Annotated in this window: 13 protein-coding genes; 9 read left to right on the forward strand and 4 right to left on the reverse strand. The window is 68.3% G+C overall.

What is annotated here, in order from left to right:
- Positions 1 to 8: 8 nt before the first annotated feature.
- The 3 genes from ABZS29_RS16430 to ABZS29_RS16440 are packed head-to-tail and all read right to left on the reverse strand — an operon-like array spanning position 9 to position 2360.
- Entirely contained in the window at positions 9 to 974 is a 966-nt protein-coding gene (locus tag ABZS29_RS16430) for a TIGR03557 family F420-dependent LLM class oxidoreductase (RefSeq protein WP_355462616.1), read from the reverse strand.
- Between the two features lie 59 nt (positions 975 to 1033).
- Positions 1034 to 1678 carry an HAD hydrolase-like protein gene (locus ABZS29_RS16435; RefSeq protein WP_355462618.1) on the reverse strand — a complete coding sequence of 215 codons (645 nt, stop codon included), beginning with the start codon at positions 1676 to 1678 and terminating at the stop codon, positions 1034 to 1036.
- 10 nt (positions 1679 to 1688) lie between these two features.
- Positions 1689 to 2360 carry a TetR/AcrR family transcriptional regulator gene (locus ABZS29_RS16440; protein ID WP_355462620.1) on the reverse strand — a complete coding sequence of 224 codons (672 nt, stop codon included), beginning with the start codon at positions 2358 to 2360 and terminating at the stop codon, positions 1689 to 1691.
- Between the two features lie 100 nt (positions 2361 to 2460).
- On the opposite strand from ABZS29_RS16440, the gene ABZS29_RS16445 reads away from it, so the two are divergent.
- Positions 2461 to 3798, forward strand: a complete 1338-nt coding sequence (locus tag ABZS29_RS16445) for an MFS transporter (protein WP_355462622.1) — start codon at positions 2461 to 2463, stop codon at positions 3796 to 3798.
- Here the strand turns inward: ABZS29_RS16445 and ABZS29_RS16450 are convergent.
- Positions 3785 to 4669, reverse strand: coding sequence for a polysaccharide lyase (locus ABZS29_RS16450; protein WP_355462623.1), 885 nt, complete (start codon positions 4667 to 4669; stop codon positions 3785 to 3787). The two genes, ABZS29_RS16445 and ABZS29_RS16450, sit on opposite strands and share 14 nt — an antisense overlap.
- 142 nt (positions 4670 to 4811) lie before the next feature.
- Here ABZS29_RS16450 and ABZS29_RS16455 point away from each other — a divergent pair, with 142 nt between their 5' ends.
- The 8 genes from ABZS29_RS16455 (at position 4812) to ABZS29_RS16490 (ending at position 18587) form a co-directional block, all read left to right on the forward strand.
- On the forward strand, positions 4812 to 5936 hold the full coding sequence (locus ABZS29_RS16455; RefSeq protein WP_355462625.1) for a substrate-binding domain-containing protein: 1125 nt from the start codon (positions 4812 to 4814) through the stop codon (positions 5934 to 5936).
- Positions 5933 to 10279, forward strand: a complete 4347-nt coding sequence (locus ABZS29_RS16460; protein WP_355462626.1) for a heparinase II/III family protein — start codon at positions 5933 to 5935, stop codon at positions 10277 to 10279. Before ABZS29_RS16455 ends, ABZS29_RS16460 begins: the two co-directional genes overlap by 4 nt.
- Complete coding sequence (locus tag ABZS29_RS16465; RefSeq protein WP_355462628.1) at positions 10272 to 11027, forward strand: acyltransferase domain-containing protein; 756 nt, start codon at positions 10272 to 10274, stop codon at positions 11025 to 11027. Before ABZS29_RS16460 ends, ABZS29_RS16465 begins: the two co-directional genes overlap by 8 nt.
- Positions 11024 to 11551, forward strand: a complete 528-nt coding sequence (locus ABZS29_RS16470) for a CDP-alcohol phosphatidyltransferase family protein (RefSeq protein WP_355462630.1) — start codon at positions 11024 to 11026, stop codon at positions 11549 to 11551. The genes ABZS29_RS16465 and ABZS29_RS16470 overlap by 4 nt, the downstream gene beginning before the upstream one ends.
- A 97-nt stretch (positions 11552 to 11648) precedes the next feature.
- The gene (locus ABZS29_RS16475; RefSeq protein WP_355462631.1) at positions 11649 to 12839 is read left to right on the forward strand and encodes a hypothetical protein; all 1191 of its coding nucleotides are present in this window, start codon (positions 11649 to 11651) and stop codon (positions 12837 to 12839) included.
- Positions 12836 to 14443 carry an IucA/IucC family protein gene (locus ABZS29_RS16480; RefSeq protein ID WP_355462632.1) on the forward strand — a complete coding sequence of 536 codons (1608 nt, stop codon included), beginning with the start codon at positions 12836 to 12838 and terminating at the stop codon, positions 14441 to 14443. The genes ABZS29_RS16475 and ABZS29_RS16480 overlap by 4 nt, the downstream gene beginning before the upstream one ends.
- The gene (locus tag ABZS29_RS16485; RefSeq protein ID WP_355462633.1) at positions 14440 to 17355 is read left to right on the forward strand and encodes an MFS transporter; all 2916 of its coding nucleotides are present in this window, start codon (positions 14440 to 14442) and stop codon (positions 17353 to 17355) included. The genes ABZS29_RS16480 and ABZS29_RS16485 overlap by 4 nt, the downstream gene beginning before the upstream one ends.
- Positions 17352 to 18587 (forward strand): type III PLP-dependent enzyme, encoded by a 1236-nt coding sequence (locus tag ABZS29_RS16490; protein WP_355462634.1) that lies wholly within the window; start codon positions 17352 to 17354, stop codon positions 18585 to 18587. The genes ABZS29_RS16485 and ABZS29_RS16490 overlap by 4 nt, the downstream gene beginning before the upstream one ends.
- The last annotated feature ends 70 nt before the right edge of the window (positions 18588 to 18657 follow it).

Here is an 18657-nt window from a genome sequence, read left to right on the forward strand (position 1 = left end):
TTGTCCTCCTAGGGATGACGGCGACGCAGTTCGGGGAGTACCTCGGTGCGGTAGAGATTCATCATGTCGACGGAGTGCGGGCCCATGTTGGCCACGTAGATCTCGTCGAACCCCGCCTCGACGTACGGCGTGAAGGCGTCCAGGTGGTCGTCGGCCTTCGGGCCGCAGGCGACCGACTTGGCCGTCGCCTCCTTGGTGACCAGCTGACTGGCCTGCTCGAAGTGCCGCGGCGACGGCAGCACCTGGGCCAGCTCACCCGGCAGGCCCGCGTTGCCCCAGATCCGGTGCGCCTGTTCGGCGCCCTCGGCCTCGGTCGGCGCGTAGCTGACCTTGAACCCGGCCTGGGCGGGCTTGCTGCCGCCGCCGTTGGTGCGGAAGCGGTCGAGCAGTTCGGCGTCGGGCGAGGTCGTGATGTAGCCGTCCGCGATCCGGGCGGCGACATCGGTGGCCTCGGGGCCGAAGCCGGACATGTAGATCGGCAACGGCTCGTCCGGCCGGGTGTAGATCCGGGCGGTGTCCACGGTGTAGTGCTTCCCGTGGTGGGAGACGAACCCCTCCTCCGTCCACAACCGTCGCATCACCTCGACCGCTTCCTCGAGCATCTCCAGCCGGACGTCGACCGTCGGCCAGACCGTCCCGAGGATGTGCTCGTTCAGGGCCTCGCCGGTGCCGATGCCGAGCCGGAACCGCCCGTTCAGCAGAACGGCGCTGGTGGCCGCCGCCTGGGCGATCACGACCGGATGGATCCGCACGGTCGGGCACGTCACCGCGGTCGTGACCGGCAACTCGCACACCTGCGAGATCGCCCCGATCGTCGACCAGACGAAGGCGCTCTGGCCCTGCTCGTCGTTCCACGGGTGGAAGTGGTCACTGATCCACAGCCCGTCGAACCCGGCGTCCTCCGCCATCTTGGCCTGCTCGATCAGCTGGGCCGGCGTGTACTCCTCGCTCGACAGGAAGTACCCGATCTTCACGGTCTCCTCCGTTCGTAGGCTCTGCGGTTCCGGTGCCCGCGACCTGAGGATCCATGCGCCTACCGCAGTAGCGCGACAGCGTCCTGGATGGAGCCGGTGACCAGGCAGCCGGTCGCTTCGAGCGCCTCGCGGCTCATCGCGCCGGTGCTCACCAGGATGCTGCCGGCACCGGCCGCGCGGGCCGCGTCGGCGTCGTCGACCACGTCACCGATCAGTACGACGCCGGCCGGGTCGAGGTGCTGCGCCTCGAGATGCCGGACCAGGCTGTCCGCCTTCGAACCGCCGCCGACCTCGGCGACCAGCCCGTCGATCCGGGTGAAGTACGACGTCAGGCCGTACTCGTCGATCGTCGGCGTCAGCCGGTCGTGGAACCACATCGACAGCAGCGACTGCGTCCGCCCGGACCCGGCCACCTCCTTGAGCACTGTCTGCGCTCCGTCGGCGAGTCCGGATTCGGCGAGCAGGGCGTCGTACCGGTCGTGGTAGAGCTTGTCGACCCGCGCCCACTCCTCCTCGTCGAGCACCCGCGCCAGGATCGTCTCGTACGAGACGCGCATCGGCCGCGTGTACGCCGCCTGCCACTCCGCCCACGTGATCGCGGTCCCGCCGAACTCGGTGAACACCTCGTTGACCGCGGCCAGCACGATGTCGTTGTCGTGCAGCAAGGTGCCGTTCCAGTCCCAGACCACATGAGAAATGTTCACCGGCAGGAGTTTAGGTCGCGCTCGGGAGCAGCCCGTTGACCAGGGCTCGGAGGCCGTGGGGATAGGTATCGGCAGCGGCGTACGTTTTCCAGTCCGCGCCGATGGCGGTGAGATGCGGGGTCTGGGCCGGGTCAAGGTTGGCCGGGAAGTCGAAGTGGAGCTCGGCGCCGGTGACCGGGCGGTGTGGGGAGCGAGCGCGGACGAGGATCTCGCCGACGGTGTAGTACCAGATGCTGCGGAACGCGACGACGGCTTGCTGCTGGGTGCAGCCGGCGTCGATGGCGGCCGCGACGATCGCTTCCACCGGCCAGAGGGCCGCGTCGTCGAGCAGGCCGACGAACCCGTCGGCGGTGAGGACCTCGACGGCCCAGGGCCAGGTGGCGAACGCGTCGTGCAGAAAGGTCGCCGCGGCAACGATGCGGTCCTGGGGGCCCGCAGGCAGCTCGGGCCGGGGGAGCTGCCCGGCGTACTCGTTGAGGACGAGGAGCAGCAGGTCTTCCTTGTCGCGGACGTGGTGGTAGAGCGTCGTGGTCCCGATCCCGAGCTCGGCGGCGAGCTTGCGGACGGTCAGACGCTCCCAGCTGTCCTGGTCGATCAGCCGGCGGGCCGCGGCCAGGATCTCGGCGCGCGAGGTGACCGGTGGCCGGCCGGTGCGGCCGTTCGGAGCCTTCGATGGGGGCACTCGCCCATCATCCACGATCCGGATGTGCTACTTTCGGAACATGTTCCTAAAGTCCACTGATTCGATCGCGCCACCGCGGCCCGGCTTGACGTTGGCCGCCGTGGCAGTCGTGCAGTTCATGGTGTCGCTGGACCTGTCCGTGGTGAACGTCGGTCTTCCGCAGATCGCCGACGGACTCGGCTTCAGCGCCGTCAACCTGACCTGGGTGATCCATGCCTACGCGCTCACCTTCGGCGGCCTGCTCCTGCTCGGGGGCAAGGCGGCCGACCGGTACGGGCGCCGTCGCGTTCTCCTGTTCGGGCTGCTGCTGTTCGGTCTGGCGTCGCTGCTCGGCGGCTTCGCGCAGACGCCCGGCCAGCTGATCGCCGCCCGGGCCGCGCAGGGGATCGGCGCGGCCGCGCTGGCTCCGGCGGCGCTTGCGTTGCTCACGGCAACCTTTCCGGGCGGCCGCGAACGCGTGCGTGCCTTCGGTATCTGGAGTGCGATGAACGCAGCCGGTGGCGCCCTCGGAGTGCTGGCCGGTGGTCTGCTGACGGAGTACCTCGGCTGGCGGTGGGTGATGTTCCTCAGCGTGCCGATGGCCGCGGTCGCGTACTTCCTCGCGGTCCGAGTCCAGGCCGACGTACCAGGTCAGCCCACCGGCCGCCCCGACGTACTGGGTGCGGTGCTGGCTACCAGTGGGCTGACGACGTTGGTCTTCGGCGTCGTGCGTACCGAACGCGTCGGGTGGGCCTCGATCACGACGGCAATCACGCTCGGGGCAGCCGTGATTTTGCTGATCGCGTTCGTGATGGTCGAGCGGACCACGAAGCGGGAGCCGCTGCTTCGGCTGGGCTTGTTCAGGTATCGCTCGGTGAGTGCGGCCAACGCCTTCAACTTGCTCGTCGGCGCGGCGATGGCCTCGTCGTTCTACTTCATGTCGCTCTACCTGCAACGCGTGCTCGGTCACGGACCTGCACTGTCCGGCGTGATGTTCCTGCCGTTCGCGCTGGGCGTTGTCGTCGGGGCGTTCCTCGCAGTCAAGCTCGGCGATCGGTTCCAAGCTCAGCGATTGATGGCCGGAGGTGCACTGATGACGGCGATCGGGTTCGCCTGGTTCAGTCTCATCTCGGCCGACGGCAGTTTCCTCGTCAACGTGCTCGGTCCGTCGATAGTCGCCAGCATCGGCTTCGGTCTGTGTCTCGGTCCCGTCGTGTCGACCGCAACTGCGGACGTCGCACCGCACGAGGCCGGTACGGCGTCCGGGCTGCTGAACAGCACCCGGCAGATCGGCGCCTCGCTCGGGCTGGCCGCCTTCGGGACCGCTGCCCTGCACCACTCCGGTGCGAGCAGCAGTCCCGAGGCGTTGACCAGTGGCTATGCCTTGGGTCTGCGGCTGGCCGCGCTGGTCCTCTTGGTTGCCGTCGGCATCGTCCTGCCGAGGTTCAGCAGGAGCTGAGCTCGCAGATGTCCGACGCCCGGGTGGAGACCTTCAGGTCGTCGTACCAGATCCAGGAGTCGTTGGCCGGGGCGAACGAGGCGGTCGCCCCGCCGGCGAACGACGAGAAGTACGCCTTGTCGACCTGGTCGCCGTTACGGACGAACCGCAGGCCCGAGATGTTCGCGGCCGAGACGCCGTTGAACCAGACCTGGATCTGACCATCCGGATTGGCCACACCGTTCGTCACGGTGTTCACCCGGAAGCGCTGGATGACGTTCACCCAGGAGCCGCGTGGCCATCTCAGGCCGGCTCCGGAGCTGTTGGTGAGGTTCTGGTAGTCGCCGTACTCGCCGTTGTGGTTCAGGCTGTAGTAGTAGATGGCCGCCTGTCCGCCGCTGCGCCAGATCAGCCGCGACGTGAAGCCGTTGTAGCCGTCGCACGGCTGGCCGCCGGAGCAAGATTTGCCGCCGGCCAGTCCGACGCCGACCTTGCCGGCGTACTCGGTGGTGCCCCAGCTGAAGTCGCTGCTGAACCGCACCCATTGCGAGACGTAGTACTCGCGTGCCGGAGTCAGCTGGAACGGTGCCTGCGCACCGGAGTCGGCCGGACCGATCTTGCCTTTCGGATAGAAAACCCGCAGTGATTTGGAGCCGTTGTGATGGAAATTGACGCCGTCGATCCAGGTCCGGGTGCTCATTCCTTCGTCCCAGTCGGCGGTCCAGCCGTCGGTTTTCCAATCGGCCAACGTGTACGCCGATTGCGACGCCGGTCGTTCGAACGTGTTGATCAGCAGGGCGGTGGTGCCGCCCGAGGCCGGAGCCTGGGCGAGCCCTGCGGCGAGCAGGGAGAGGGCGGTGAGCAGGGCCAGTGAGCGGATTCTTCGCCTCATCGGAAACCTTCCATTGAGAGAATGAATTACTAGCAGCGCTGTGCCGCTCAGCGTGGGCCCCTGAGCATTTCTCGTCAAGAGTTCGCAATTCATTCCTAATACACGCCTTGACGAGGGAGGAATTGCCTTTCAGGATGGCCGCATGACGAGCGAGCAGGGGTTGGCCGAGGTGCCGCGCGGAATGAAGTTCCGGGCGCTGGCCGAGCAGTTGCGCGAGCAGATCGCGGCCGGCGTGTGGACGGTCGGCGGCCGGTTGCCGACCGAACCGGAGCTGGCCCGGACGGCCGGGGTCGGGATCAACACCGTCCGGCGGGCGGTCGATCTGCTGATCGAGGACGACATCGTCCAGCGGCGGCAGGGCTCCGGGACGTACGTCCTGGCGCAGCCGTCGGGCATCCGGCTGCAGCGCCGCTTCGTCGGAGTGCTGGTGCCGTCGACGTCGTACTTCTACCCGAAGGTGATCGAGGGGATCGAGCGGGTCCTCAGCCCGGCCGGGGTCCGCGTGATCCTGTCGAGCTCGGAGTACAACCTCGACGTGGAGGCCGAGCAGACCCGGCAGCTGCTCCAGGCCGGTGTCGACGGCCTGCTGCTGGTGCCGAACCTGCATCTGATGGACGACCCCGACCTCTTCTTCGAGGACCTGCCTGATCTGCCGGTTCCGTACGTCCTGATCGAACGCCGGCCGCCGAATCCCACGCTGGACGACGCCACGCCGTACGTGTGCACCAATCACCAAGGCGGTGCGTACGCCGCTGTGCGGCACCTGACTGAGCTGGGCCACACGCGGATCGGGCACCTCGGCCGCCTCCGCACCGGTACGGCGGATGCCGTGCAGGCGGGCTTCGACGCGGCGATCACGGAGTTCGGACTGCCGGTGGTTGCCGAGGTCAACCAGCGTCGTGAGGTCTGGAGCAGCGAGGAGATCGCCGAGTACGCCCGGACCTGCGTCGACAACCAGGTCAGCGCGGTCTTCTGCCTGGGAGACCGGGACGCCTCGGCGCTGGTCCTGCATGCGCGCCGGCTCGGTCTCGATATCCCCGGCGATCTCGCGATCGTCGCCTACGACGACGAAGTGGCCGACCTGGGGGAAGTGCCGCTGACCGCCGTCTCGCCGCCGAAGGCCGAGGTCGGAGCGCTCGCCGCCGAGCTGCTGCTGCGCCGCCTCACCCAGGGCGAGACGGCTCCCATCCATCAGGTGCAGCTGCGTCCGCGGCTGGTCATCCGTGCCTCCTGCGGCGCGGCGACTCGAGAGTTGGTGCAGCTGTGAGGGCTTATCTGCTGTCGGCTGCGTTGATCGCGGCGGTGCTTCAACCAGTGAGCGCGAGCGCGGCGCCGCCGGCGCGGATCGAGGGGCTGGCGGCGATCTCGCAGGCGACCGGCTCTGTTGCTAGCGGCAACTTCATCGTGAACCCGGGGTTCGAGGCGGCGGCGACGCCGAGCGGATGGACCGCGTCGGCGCGGGCGACCGTGGACTCCATCGCGCAGCAGGGCGAGCGCGCACTCAAGGTCACCTCCACCACCGGGACCGGCTGGGAGGGCGCGAACTCAGCTTCGTTCGGGCTGGACGGCCGCCGCACGGCTCGAGTGACGCTGTCCGCGCAGGTCAAGCTCGACGGTGTGGTGCAAGGAGCGACGCCCGACAACGCGGCCAAGCTCTACATCGCCTTCGTCAACGCGGCCGGAGTGAAGGCCTGGCAGGGTGTCCGGTTGCAGGGCACCCAGGACTGGACCGAGCAGACAGCGACCTATGCAGTGCCCGCGGGGACGGTGTCGGCGTTCGTCAGCGTGGCGCTCGACCGCGCCGTCGGCACGGTCCGCTTCGACGACGTACGGGTTGCGGCGAGTGCGCCGGTCAACCTGGTGACCAACTCCGGCTTCGACACCACGACGACCGATCCGAACTGCCCGGCAGCCGGCTGGTGCACGCCGTACCTGAGTCAGGTCTACGACCTCAGCGACGGCGCGATGCGGCTGAAAGGCGTGGCCGGGAAGAAGGTCGGCGGCTTCGTGACCACGCAGGTCGACCAGGCCGTCTGGCCGGTGGTGACGGTCGCAGCCGACGTGAAGACCGATCAACTGGTGTCGTCGGACTTCACCGACGTCCCGGGCGGACTCCGCGTCAGCCTCAGCTTCTCGTACGTCGAGAACGGCCAGACCGTTTACACGGGCTCGTCGATCATCGCCGGCGTCATCACCGGAAGCCGCGGCTGGTCCCGGATCTCCGGCACGATGCGGTTGCCTGCCAAAACCAAGCGGATCCAGGTCATCCCGACCGTCACCAACGCGACCGGCACGGCGTGGATCGACAACGTGAGCGTCAGTACGGAGTCGAGCTGGATCTCGCCGGACACCGTCACCAAGTCGGTCGCCGCCGGCTCCGAGGTCGTGCACTACACGACGATCACCAACCGCCGCGACACCACGGAGACGTTCCGCCTGAGCCTCGACCAGTCGGCGGCCGCGCCGTACTCGGCCAGGCTTGAAGCGGACTCGATCACGCTGGCTCCTGGCGCGGCTGCCCAGGTCAAGGTCTTTGTCGCTACACCGGAAGGACTGCCCGCCGGTACGACGCGCGAGGTCAAGCTGGTCGCGACACCGGCTGGTGCACCGGAGCTGACCCAGCTCGCGTGGCTCCAGACAGCCGTCGCGACTGCGGCCGGACGTGGCGAGAAGCCGCAGGTTTTCAACACAGCAAGCGAAATCGACGCCTTGCGGCAGAAGGTCAAGGACCAAGGCTGGGCGAACGATGCCTTCACCAAGGTGGTGAAGACCGAGGCGGACAACTGGTTGCCGCGACCGCTCGACAAGACGATGTTCCACAACGCCTGGACCGGCAACTACAAGTGCCCGGGCACGAACACCAGCCTGCGGTTCGACTACGACAAGCCGACCGAGCACACCTGTCCGATCGACGGGAAGGTCTACACCGGCGAGCCCTATGACAGCGCCTGGATCGAGACCTGGCACTACAACGCGGCGCAGGGTGCTGCGGACCTCGGGCTCGCCTATCAGTTGACGGCCGACCCGCGGTACGCCGCGAAGGCGCGGGACCTCCTGCGCTACTACGCCGATCAGTTCGTCTCGGTGCCGTTGAACGCGCTCTACGGCCGGGTGCACTACCAGGTGCTGGACGAGGCGGTGTCGTCGATCGCGCTGGTCGACGCCTACGACCTGATCCACGAATCGCTGACTCCTGCCGAGCGAGTGGAGATCGAGCAGAACCTGCTCCGGCCGATGGCCGACCTGATGATGTCGTGGCCGACGTCGACCTCGAACTTCCAAGCCTGGAACGACGCCGGGATCTACGCTATCGGGGCGGCGATCGGCGACGCGGCGTACCGGGAGTATGCATTGCGGGACTCCGAGGACGGGCTGGAGTTCCTGCTGAACAAGGCCCGGATGGACGACGGCTGGTGGTGGGAGGGTTCGGCCAGCTACCACGTCTATGCGTTACAGGCGCTGACGAGTCTGGCCATCGCAGCTCGCGGGGAGCACGACTACCTCGGCGATCCGCGGTTCAAGCAGATGTACACGGCCTTGCTGCCCTACCTGTATCCCGATCTGACCGTTCCGGCGGCAGGCGACGGCGGTAACTGGGGGCGGCGGTTCGGCGTCAGCTTCACGCAGTTCGCCGAGTTCGCCTACGGCCGGTACGGCGATCCGCGGTTTGCGGCCGCTCTCGACTATGCATACACGAACGCGAAGGTGCCGCGGACCGATCGTTGGGCACTGCGGTACGGCGCCGACAGCATCCCGGCGAGTTCGGGGTTGCGGGTCGGGAGCACGAACTTCGCCAGTCTCGGTGAGGCGGTTCTGCAGTCGCACAACGGGCGGAACCTCGCCCCGAACCCAGGGCTGGAGGACGAGTCCACAGCGGCGAACGGCGTACCGGCGTACTGGATGTTGGAGGGTGCGTCGTGGGTGACGGATGTCGTGATGGACGGCAAGCGTGCGGCGAAGGTCGCGGGTGATCTCGCCGGCTGGCATGGACTGCGGCAGGACGTTCCGCTCGACGGGCGCAAGACGCCGACCATCAGGTTGTCCGCGATGGCCAAGACCTCGGCGGCGACGGCCGGTCGGGTGACCGTGACCTTCCTGGATGGGCGCGGTACGGCGTTGGCGACGAAGAGTGTGGCATTGCGGCGGGACGCGGACTGGACGGCGTACGACGTGGACGCGACTGTGCCGATGGCGACTCGCAGCGTCCGGCTCAGCCTCGGCAGCGAGCGGGGGACCGGGACGCTGTGGTTCGACCAGGTCGACCTGTGGACGAACCAGTTGCTGGTTGACGGCCGGCGTGAGGTTCCTGTTCGTGGTGGCAACGTCGGATCGCTGACGCTGAGCGGAGCCGGCCCAGTGCAGCTGACCTTCCTGGACAAGGACGGCGCCGTGCTGGGGACCAAGGCAGGGAAGTTCCGGGTGCAGGCCGAGGTGCCGACCCAGACGGTCAAGGTGCGAACCTCAGCCGTCCGGGCAGTGCTGAGCTTCGAGCACGGAATAGACGCCTTCCAGGCGAACTACTTGCGGCTCGACTACGGCATCGCGGGCGGCACCCACGGTCACGCCGACAAGCTGCATCTCGATGTGGTCGGTGCCAGTGAGCTGCAGTCGACCGACCTCGGCCAGGTGTACGGCGCCTCCAACGCCGACCTGACGGAGAACTGGTACCGCGAGACGGTCTCGCACAACACCGTCGTCGTGGACGGGACCAGTCAGGACCGGAACCTGCGTGGCAGCCTCAAGTACTTCGGCAGCACGCCGCGACTGCAGGTCGCCGACGCGGAGGTCAAGGGTGCGTACGCCAGTGTCCCGGCCTTGAGCGATGTCGAGCTGGAGCGCGCGGTGCTGCTGACCGACGACTACGCGCTGGACGTCTTCGATGCCAAAGGCACCAAACCGCACCGGTTCGACCAGTCCTGGCACGGCGCCGGCGCGCTGACGATCGGAACGGTCCCGATGACCGAGGCGCCGTGCTGCGTGCTCGACCCGAACAACACGAACTTCGGCTACCACCTGCTGAAGAACGTTGCCCAGGGCACCGCTGCGGACGGCCGGTGGACCGGGACCTGGTCGAGCGGTCTGAAGCTGACCGCGTTGGAGCCGGAGCCGACGACCGTCCTGCACGAGACCGGCCCAGGGACTGCCTCCACCGGTACGGCGATCCCGTTCGTCCTGGCCCGGCGCGAGGGCGTCACGGCGACGCGGTACACGACGCTGCTGGAGACGTCACCCAAGGTCTCGTCCGTGCAGCGGGTCGCGGACGGGCACGTGCGGATCGACCTGGCGGCCGGTCGTGACGATCTCTTGTACGACGAAGGTTTCGCCCTGGTGAAGCGGACCACGTCGGTGCAGAGCATCGACCTCCTGCAGCGAGCCAAGGTCGCCGTCGACGGCCGCACGTACGTCGAGGCGGCGCGGAGGCTGGACAACGCCTCGATCGAGTACGCCGGTGACACCCTCCGGATCGACGTACGACGGTCTGCCGCGGCGCCGACCCCCGTGGACGTGCGGATCTACGCGCCCGGCGTACGGTCGGTGACGCTGAACAACCAACCGGTCCCAGCGGTGCCGGTGGGTGGCGGCTATCTGAAGGTCGTGGTGAATGCGTGAACTGATGGAGTGGGTCGGCGTTCCGGAAGCGGAACAGGCCGCCGTGCTCGCGTCGCCGCCGGACGAGCAGCAGCTCGCGGCGGCGGTCGCGAGGCTCCGGCGCGACCTCGGGACGCTCGACGGCCGAGCCGACTGGCCGGACGACAGCGGGACGCTGCCGCTGTGCGCTTACCTGACGATCCTGCCGGAGGTGCTCGCCTGGCATGCCGCGCGAGGCATCCCGCGCGAGGTGTCGCAGGCAACGATGCGGCAGCTCGGTTCCCGGGTCCGCGACGGACAGATCATTCGTCCGTATTGGTTCGACCGCCACTTCCGCGGCAGTATCTACCGGCTCGGTCGCCTCCAGTTCGACCGGACCACCCGGCACGGCGAGCCGGTTCTCGACATTCATGTTCCCGGCGACGGTCCGCTCACCCCGGAGGCGGTCGACGAATCCCTCGCCGCGGCCCGTCCGTTCTTCGCCAGGCACTTCCCGGCCGAGGAGTACAAGCGGGCCGTCTGCACGTCCTGGCTGCTCGACCCGCAGTTGGCGGAGTACCTGCCGGCCGACTCCAACATCCTCGGCTTCCAACGCCGCTTCACCCCCGAGACAGTCGTGTCCCAGGCCGACGAGGAGGTCATCACGTTCGTCTTCGACCTGCCACCCGATGCGGAGTTGCCCCGCCGTACGCGCCTGGAGCGGGCCATCGCCGATCATCTTGCCGAGGGCAAACATTGGCACCACGTCACCGGCTGGTTGCCGCTGTGACCCGGTTCGGTCTGGCGAACACCGTGACCTCGATCAGAGGGCTCGGTGGGCTCGGCATCGTCGCGCTGTTCGCCTGGGGCTCGGCGATCCCGGTCGCCGCGGTGGCCACGGTCTGCCTCATCCTCGACGGCGTCGACGGCCGGATCGCCCGCCGGCGGAACGAGGTCAGCCGCTTCGGTGCCTGGTTCGACAACGAGACCGACGCGGCCATCACGATGGTGCTGTGCGTCGGCCTGCTGGTCTTCGACGTGGCGGATTGGTGGGTGCTCGCCATCGGCGCCTTGCGTTACCTCTATCTCCTCGCCGCCGTCTTCCTCCCGCCGCTGCGAGCTCCGCTGCCCTTCAGCCAGGTTCGCCGTGTGATCGGCCTCGGCCAAGCCATCCTGCTGGTGGTGGCAATCCTCATGGCAGGCCTGTTCCCCGACCTCGCCGCCGACGGCCGCCTTGCCGTCCTGCCCGCCGTCGGCCTGCTCGCCCTGATCTGGTCCTTCGGTCGCGACACCTGGCACCAGCTCAGGGCGTGACGGAGCTCTCGCCGTTCGGGGCCCGCCTGGATTGACTAAGGATAGCCTTACCGAAGAAGATCGAGTCACTCGCCCAGCTCAGGAGGACTCGTTCGGTATGCGGCTGTACCTGCTCGCCCTCAATCCGACCGATTCCGTCACCGAAGGCTTTCTGCCCGCGGCGGCGCGCCTCGGGCTCGAGGTCATCGTGCTGACAGACTCGGTCGACGCGCATCGCCAGGCCTACAAGGACTTTCCGCACCCGCCGGAGCTGCGGGAGTGCGCGGTTCGGGATTTCCGGGCCGTGATCAGCGAAATCTCCCGCCACGACGCGCCGAACGCGGTCTTCACCAACAGCGATCACCTGCAGACGCAGGCGGCGTTGGTGGCGCAGTACTTCGGACTTCCGGGGAAGGACTGGCAGGCGGCGTTCCGCGCCAAGAACAAGGCGGAGACCCGGCGGTGCCTGAGCGCGGCCGGCCTCGACACGGTCTGGGCCGCCGAGCTCGCGCCGGGGCAGGATCCGGCAATGCTCAGCGGGATCCCGTTTCCGTGTGTTGTGAAGCCTCGCGAGGGCGTCGCCAGTGAGGATGTTGCACTCGTCAACGATCTCGACGGTCTGGTCCAGTTCGCCGCGGAGGTGCACGAGCGCCGGCCGGACGCCGTACTGCTGGTCGAGGAGTTCCTGGCCGGTCAGCTGTGCACGCTGGAGACACTCGGCGACGGCACGACCTTGCAGGTGATCGGTGGTTTTCGGACCGCCGTCTCCGAGCCGCCGGCGTTCATCGAGCTGTCGCTGGAATTTGCCGGAGCACACCCGCAAACCGATCAGGTGCTGGCCCAGCTCGACGCGCTCGGGGTCGGGTTCGGTGCCTGCCATACCGAGTTCGTCGTCCAGCCCGACGGGCGGGCTCGGCTGATCGAGGTCAACTACCGCGCGATCGGCGACCGGATGGACCTCGCGCTCGAGCAGATCCTCGGCATCCCGTACTTCGAGCACGTGCTGCGGGTCCACCTCGGGGAGCCGCTTCCCGCGGATCTCCGGGCCCGGACCGACCTGACGTCGTACAGCCTCTACGTCTGTGCCGACCGGGCCGGAACGCTGACCGCGGCGCCGGAGCCGTTCGACCGGACGGTCGACGGGATCGCGCTGTCCTACCGCACCTTCCGCGAGATCGGCGCGGAGCATCCGCACTACCGCACCAACCGCGACTACCTCGGTGTGATCCAAGGCATCGGGCCGGATCAAGCCGCGTTGCAGCGGATTGCGCAGGAGTTCGTCAGCGCCAACGTCTGGGACATCCGGTGACCGCGGCTGCAACCTTGGGCTTGCGTGTTCTCTCGACGTTGATCCGTGAAGATGTGCTCGGGCTCCGCACGCGCAGCACGCTCGTCGATCGGAGGCTCCAGTTGGAGCTCGGTGGTCGGGTACTCGCGGTACCGGTTGTCGAGGAAGGCTTCCAGTCCGAGTACGCCGCTCGCCGGCCGGTGCTCGAGGTCGACGGCACGGAGCTCACCGCACTCGACGACATCCTCGCCGTACTGCGGGAGCTGGCTGACCCCGAGGACCGCGGCGGCTATGACACGTTCGCGGACGAATGCCGGCAGACGCTGGCCACGATGGAGTTGCACGACGAGGTCCAGGCGGGAGTGCTGGCTGAGCTCGCGGACCGGTACGGCGATGATCCGACCGAGTGGACGGGGCTCGGGGGCTCGCTGGCGTTCGACACGCTGGCCGCCTTCCTCGATCACCCCGTCTACCCGACGGCACGCGGCCGGATCGGACTGACGCCGGACCAGGTGCGGGCGTACACGCCTGAGTTCCATCCGACCTTTCAGCTGCGCTGGGTCGCCGTACCGGGGCCGGCGAAGGCCGATTGGCCGGACTGGTGGCCGACTGTTGCCGACATCGGGCTGCCCGAGCTCACCGATCACACGACCCTCCCGATTCATCCGCTGACTGAGCCGGTGGACGGCATCCTCGGTCCGCTTCCGTATCTGGACGTCGTACCGACGTTGTCCACCCGGACGGTGGCGGTTGTCCAGGATCCGCGCTTTCACCTGAAGTTGCCGTTGGCAACGGCGACGCTCGGTGCCCGCAACCGCCGGACGATCAAGGCCGGTGTGCTCGTCGACGGGGCCGCGGGGGAGCGGCTGATGCACGGGATCATCGCGCGCGAACCGCGGTTCGCCACCACGATCCTGAACGCTGATGAGCAAACCTACTTCGAGAGCGGCCACGAGCTCTTCGCGGTCCTGCTGCGCCGCTACCCGGACGGTCTCGACGACGTCTTGACCGTCCCGCTGGCTGCCTTTGCAACGCAGGCCCCGAGCGGTCGCCTGGTTGTCGAGCATCTCGCCGACCGCTTCTACGACGGCAAACTCCTCGACCTGTACGACGCTCTCATCACGCTGCTGCTGGACTGGCAGACCACACTGTTCGGCTACGGGATCGCCCTGGAGTCGCACCAGCAGAACACCTCGGTGATCTTCGACCGCGTCGACGGCGTCACCCGGATTCGCCTGCTGTACAAGGACAATGACGGTCTGCGGATCAACCGTCAGCGCTGGTCGGACCCGGGTGAGTTCACCGATCCGCGGATGTTCAGCGACGACGACCGCGCCCTCACCGACCTCTTCACCACGATCACCGTCCATCTCTGTACGGCGTCCCTCGCCTTTGCCCGGGGAGACCGCGCCATGGTTGACCTCCTGCGCACCCGCCTCACCGAGGCCGTCGACCGGCTCGGTCCGGTCGGCGACTCGCTGCGAGCAAACCTGTTGGAGGCTGACCGGCTGCCGGTGAAGGCGATGGTCACCGCCGGCACGCTGCTGAGCAAGCAGCGGTCCGGCGCAGCCGACATCAACAAGCACTACACGACCGGCCCGAACTACTTGCGGCTCGCGCGGTGACTCTTCTCGCTGCGAGGCCGGTCGACGCGCGACCGCGGCCCGAGCTCAGTCGGGCCCATGTTCCGGCGATCGCCGGCTGCTACTTCGTGGCGTCGTTCGCGGCGCTCGGGCTGCCGCCGTACTTGACTGAGATCCTGCCGTCGCTCGGGGATCAGACCGGACGCTGGGCAGGTCTGCTGTATGTCGTTCCGACCGTGTTCAGCGCGATCGGCGCGCCGTTCTGGGGCCGGCTGGCCGACCGGTACGGACGCAAGCGGTTGCTGCTGCGGGCTCAGCTCGGGTTGTCGATCGCCTTCCTGGCCGCAGGGCTGGCGAACAGTTTGCCGGCGTTCACGCTGGCGCTCGTCCTGCAGGGGTTCCTCGGTGGGACGTTTGCCGCCAGCAACGGTTATCTGGCCGCGGCGCTGACCGGCGACAAGCTGTCGAAGGCGCTCACGTTGATGCAGGGCAGCGCCCGAGCCGCCTTGGTCGTCGCGCCGATCCTGGTCGGCTCGCTGAGTCCGTGGATCTCGCCGCATCGCCAGTACCTGCTCATGGCCGTGCTGCCGCTGGCGGCCGCCGTACTGCTGGTGCTGCTGCCTGAGCCCGACCAGCCCATCGTTGAAGAGCATGAGGACTTGCCCGCGCAACCGCCGCCGTCGCTGCGGACCTTGCGACTGCTCTACTTCTTCGAGTTCGCCTTCGTCTTCGCGACGATCATCTCGTTCCCGTACCTGATCGCGCTGATCGAGCAGCGGATGCCTGATACCTCAGGGGCGGTCGCCGGGGTGCTGTTCGCCTTACCGCACTTGTGTTACCTCGTGCTGGCGAGCGCCGTACACAAACGTTTCCTCGAGCGCTCGCGCCTCGGGCTCGCGGCCGGCTTCGGCTTCGTCGCGCTCGGTCTGGCCGCGCACGCGATGGTCGAGACCCTGCCCGGTTTCGTCGTCGCGCGCCTCCTGCTCGGGATCGGGCTGACGCTCGGTCTGGTCTGTCTGTCGATTCTGGCCGCGGATGCCGCGAGAGGGCGCGCACCCGGCCGGATGTTCGGTACCGTCGAATTCTTCTCCAAGGGCGGGGCGGTCGCCGCCGGCGCCGTTGCCGCAGTCGCGAACAGTGCGTTCGGTGCCACCGCGCCGGTGCTGATCGGGACCGTCGCCGCCTTGGTCACAGCCGTTTCCGCCGCGTTGCTCACTCGTCCCCGTACGACTTCGGAGTCACCTATGTCTGTCATGCAGTCCCTTCCCCCGGCTGCGACCGCACTACCGCGCGCCGATCACGTCGTCGCGCACACCCTGCTCAACTGCCTGCTGCGGGAGGTGTCCGGTCCGGAACACCAGAGTGCTGTCGACGATGGCTGGCTGCTGCTCCGATTGCCGCGCGTCGGAGTCCAGTTGCGCGTCGAGCTGCGCCGTACGTCGTTGATCGGGTCGCACCGCTTCACCGGGCCGGTGTTCTCGGAGCACGGCGAGCTGACCTGGCACGAGCTCGCCGATCTCGTCCGGCGTGAGCTCGCCCTGCGCAGCGGCTTCGAGAACGAAGAGTTTCTCCCGCAGATCGAGTCGAGCCACGAAGGTGTGACCCGGGCGCTGACTCGGACCCGGCCCGCCGGTTCCGACCGGTTCCTCGAGTCCGAGCAGGCGATGATGTTCGGGCACCGCTTCCACCCGGCGCCGAAGTCCCGGACCGAGGACCGTGACGACTGGGCGGCGTACGCCCCCGAGGCGCGCGCTGCGTTCCAGTTGCGGCATCTCGCGGTGCGTGCGGAGTTGCTCGCCGAGGAAAGCCTCGACCCGCAGATCACCGCACTGCTCGACGACCTTCGGGAGGTGCCGGAGGGCTACCGGTTGCTGCCCGCGCATCCATGGCAGTTCTCGATGATGCGCGACAACCCGCTGTTCCAGGCTGCGCTCGACCGCAGCGACGTCATCGATCTCGGTACCGGCGGCGTGCCGTTCACGGCGACCTCCTCGGTGCGCACGCTGGCCGGTCCGGACGTGTTCCTGAAGTTCAGCCTGAACATCCGGATCACCAACTGCCTGCGCAAGAACGCGGCATACGAGATGACCGGTGCGGTCGCGCTCACCCGGCTGCTCGCGCCGGTGCTGGCCGACCTCGCGGCGCGGTTCCCGGGTGCCGCCGTACTGCGGGAGCCGGCGTTCCGCACGCTGGCTCTGCCGGGCGCTGACGGTACGGCGGACCTGTCGGTCTACGAGGGCTTCGGACTGATCGTGCGGTCCGGGCTGAGCGACGTACTGCGGCCCGGCGTGACGCCGTTGATGGCGGCTGCCGTGGCTGACGAGTACGCGACCAGCTCGGCGCACATCTCGCAGCTGCTCGACGGTGCCGACGACTCCGAGATCGTGTCCTGGTGGGCGGCGTACCTGCGACTGCTCGTTCCGCCGGTGCTGGCGGCGTACCTCGACCACGGCGTCGTGCTGGAGCCGCACCTGCAGAACGTGCTGATCGGCGTCGACGCGAGCAACCGGCCGGTGCAGGTGCTTTTCCGCGACCTGGAAGGCACCAAGCTCGTCGACGAGCGGCACACCGACACGCTCGCGGGGCTGCCCGCGGATGTGGCCGGCCCGATGACGTACGACGCTCAGCGCGGCTGGGACCGGGTCGTCTACTGCCTGCTCGTGAACCACGTCTCGGACCTGCTCAGTGCGGTCGCCGACCTGAGCCCGGTGCTCGAGGGCCGGTTGTGGGCCGAGGTGCGGGCGGTGATTGCGGAGTACGCCGAGCAGAACGGCTGCCCGCCACTCCTCGCGGCGCTGCTGGCCGGCGTACCGCTGCCGGCGAAGACCAACATGCTGACGCGGTGGGGCCGGCTGCCGGACCGGAGTGCCGGCTACGTTCGGCTGCCGTCGCCGATCGCTGAATCGGTGCTCGCCGCCGCAGCCGAGCCCGTCGCGGCCCAGGCCAACCGGTGACTCCTACCTCGCAGCTCCACCAGACCGTCGAGTGCGCCACCGCGACGCTCGCTCCCACCGTTCGTGAGTTTGCGGCCGGCCTGCCGAGTGAGGCGCTGCCTGCCTACATCTACGACCTGGGCGCGCTGCGCACCCACGTGACCGCGATTCGGGCCGCGCTGCCGAGCGAGGTCGAGCTGTACTACGCCGCCAAGGCGAACCCGGACGCCGCCGTACTGGAGGCGTTGCGGGACGCGGTCGACGGCTATGAGGTGTCCAGTGCGGGCGAGTTGGCTCACGTGCGTCAGGTGGCGCCCGGCGCGCCGCTCGCCTTCGGTGGACCGGGCAAGACGCCGGCCGAGATCGCGGCTGCGGTTTCGGCCGGCGTGTACCGCTGGCACCTGGAGAGCGTGCAGGAGCTCTACCAGCTCGCGTCCGCGCTGAGCAGTACGCCGGACCAGCAGGTCGACGTACTGCTGCGGGTTAACGTTCCAGTGGCGGAGGGCTCGCTCGAGTCGGTCGCCCTGGCGATGGGTGGTCGGCCGAGCCCGTTCGGACTCGATCCGGCCGATGTCGCGCGGGCTTTGGAGTTGCTGGCCGGTCCGATCGGCCGGCAGCTTCGGCTGCGCGGGATTCATGCGCACCTCGGCAGCGGGCTCAGTGCGGCCGAGCATCTCGCGGTGGCCGAGCAGATCGTGAACTGGTCGGCTGCGCTGGCCGCGCGGCACGGTCTGCGGTTCGACGAGGTGAACATCGGTGGCGGGATGGCGGTCGACTACGCGGATCCGTCGGCGCGATTCGACTGGGTCGAGTTCGGGACCGGACTGCGGACGCTGCTCGACCATCGACCGGAGTTGCGGCTTCGGATCGAGCCCGGGCGCGCGCTGACGGCGTACTGCGGGTACTACGCGACCGAAGTGCTGGACGTGAAAGTCAGTCAGGGTGAACCGTTCGCCGTCGTCCGGGGTGGTACGCATCACCTGCGGACACCGGCGACGAAAGGGCACAGTCAGCCGTTCGCCGTCGTACCAGTCGAGGAGTGGTCGCATCCGTGGCCGCGGTCCGAGGCGGCCGGACCGGTCTCGCTGACCGGTCAGCTGTGTACGCCGAAAGACCTGCTGGCACAGGGAATTCCGGTCCCGGTGATCCGGTCCGGGGACCGGGTGGTGTTTGCTATGGCCGGTGCGTACGCGTGGAACATCTCGCATCACGAGTTCCTCATGCATCCACGCCCGGGCTTTCATTACATCTGAACCGGTCTATGTCAGGTTCCCGATAAGGAACAGCTGCTTGTGCACGGCAACTTTCATCCCTCGCCCGCCC

Source organism: Kribbella sp. NPDC005582, from assembly GCF_040605415.1.
Classification (GTDB): Bacteria; Actinomycetota; Actinomycetes; order Propionibacteriales; family Kribbellaceae; genus Kribbella.

What these genes read in the sequence shown, in the direction of transcription:
- ABZS29_RS16450 (WP_355462623.1), bottom strand. Translation starts at nt 4,669, where the DNA reads ATGAGGCGAAGAATCCGCTCACTGGCCCTGCTCACCGCCCTCTCCCTG.
- ABZS29_RS16455 (WP_355462625.1), top strand. Translation starts at nt 4,812, where the DNA reads ATGACGAGCGAGCAGGGGTTGGCCGAGGTGCCGCGCGGAATGAAGTTC.
- ABZS29_RS16465 (WP_355462628.1), top strand. Translation starts at nt 10,272, where the DNA reads ATGCGTGAACTGATGGAGTGGGTCGGCGTTCCGGAAGCGGAACAGGCC.
- ABZS29_RS16475 (WP_355462631.1), top strand. Translation starts at nt 11,649, where the DNA reads ATGCGGCTGTACCTGCTCGCCCTCAATCCGACCGATTCCGTCACCGAA.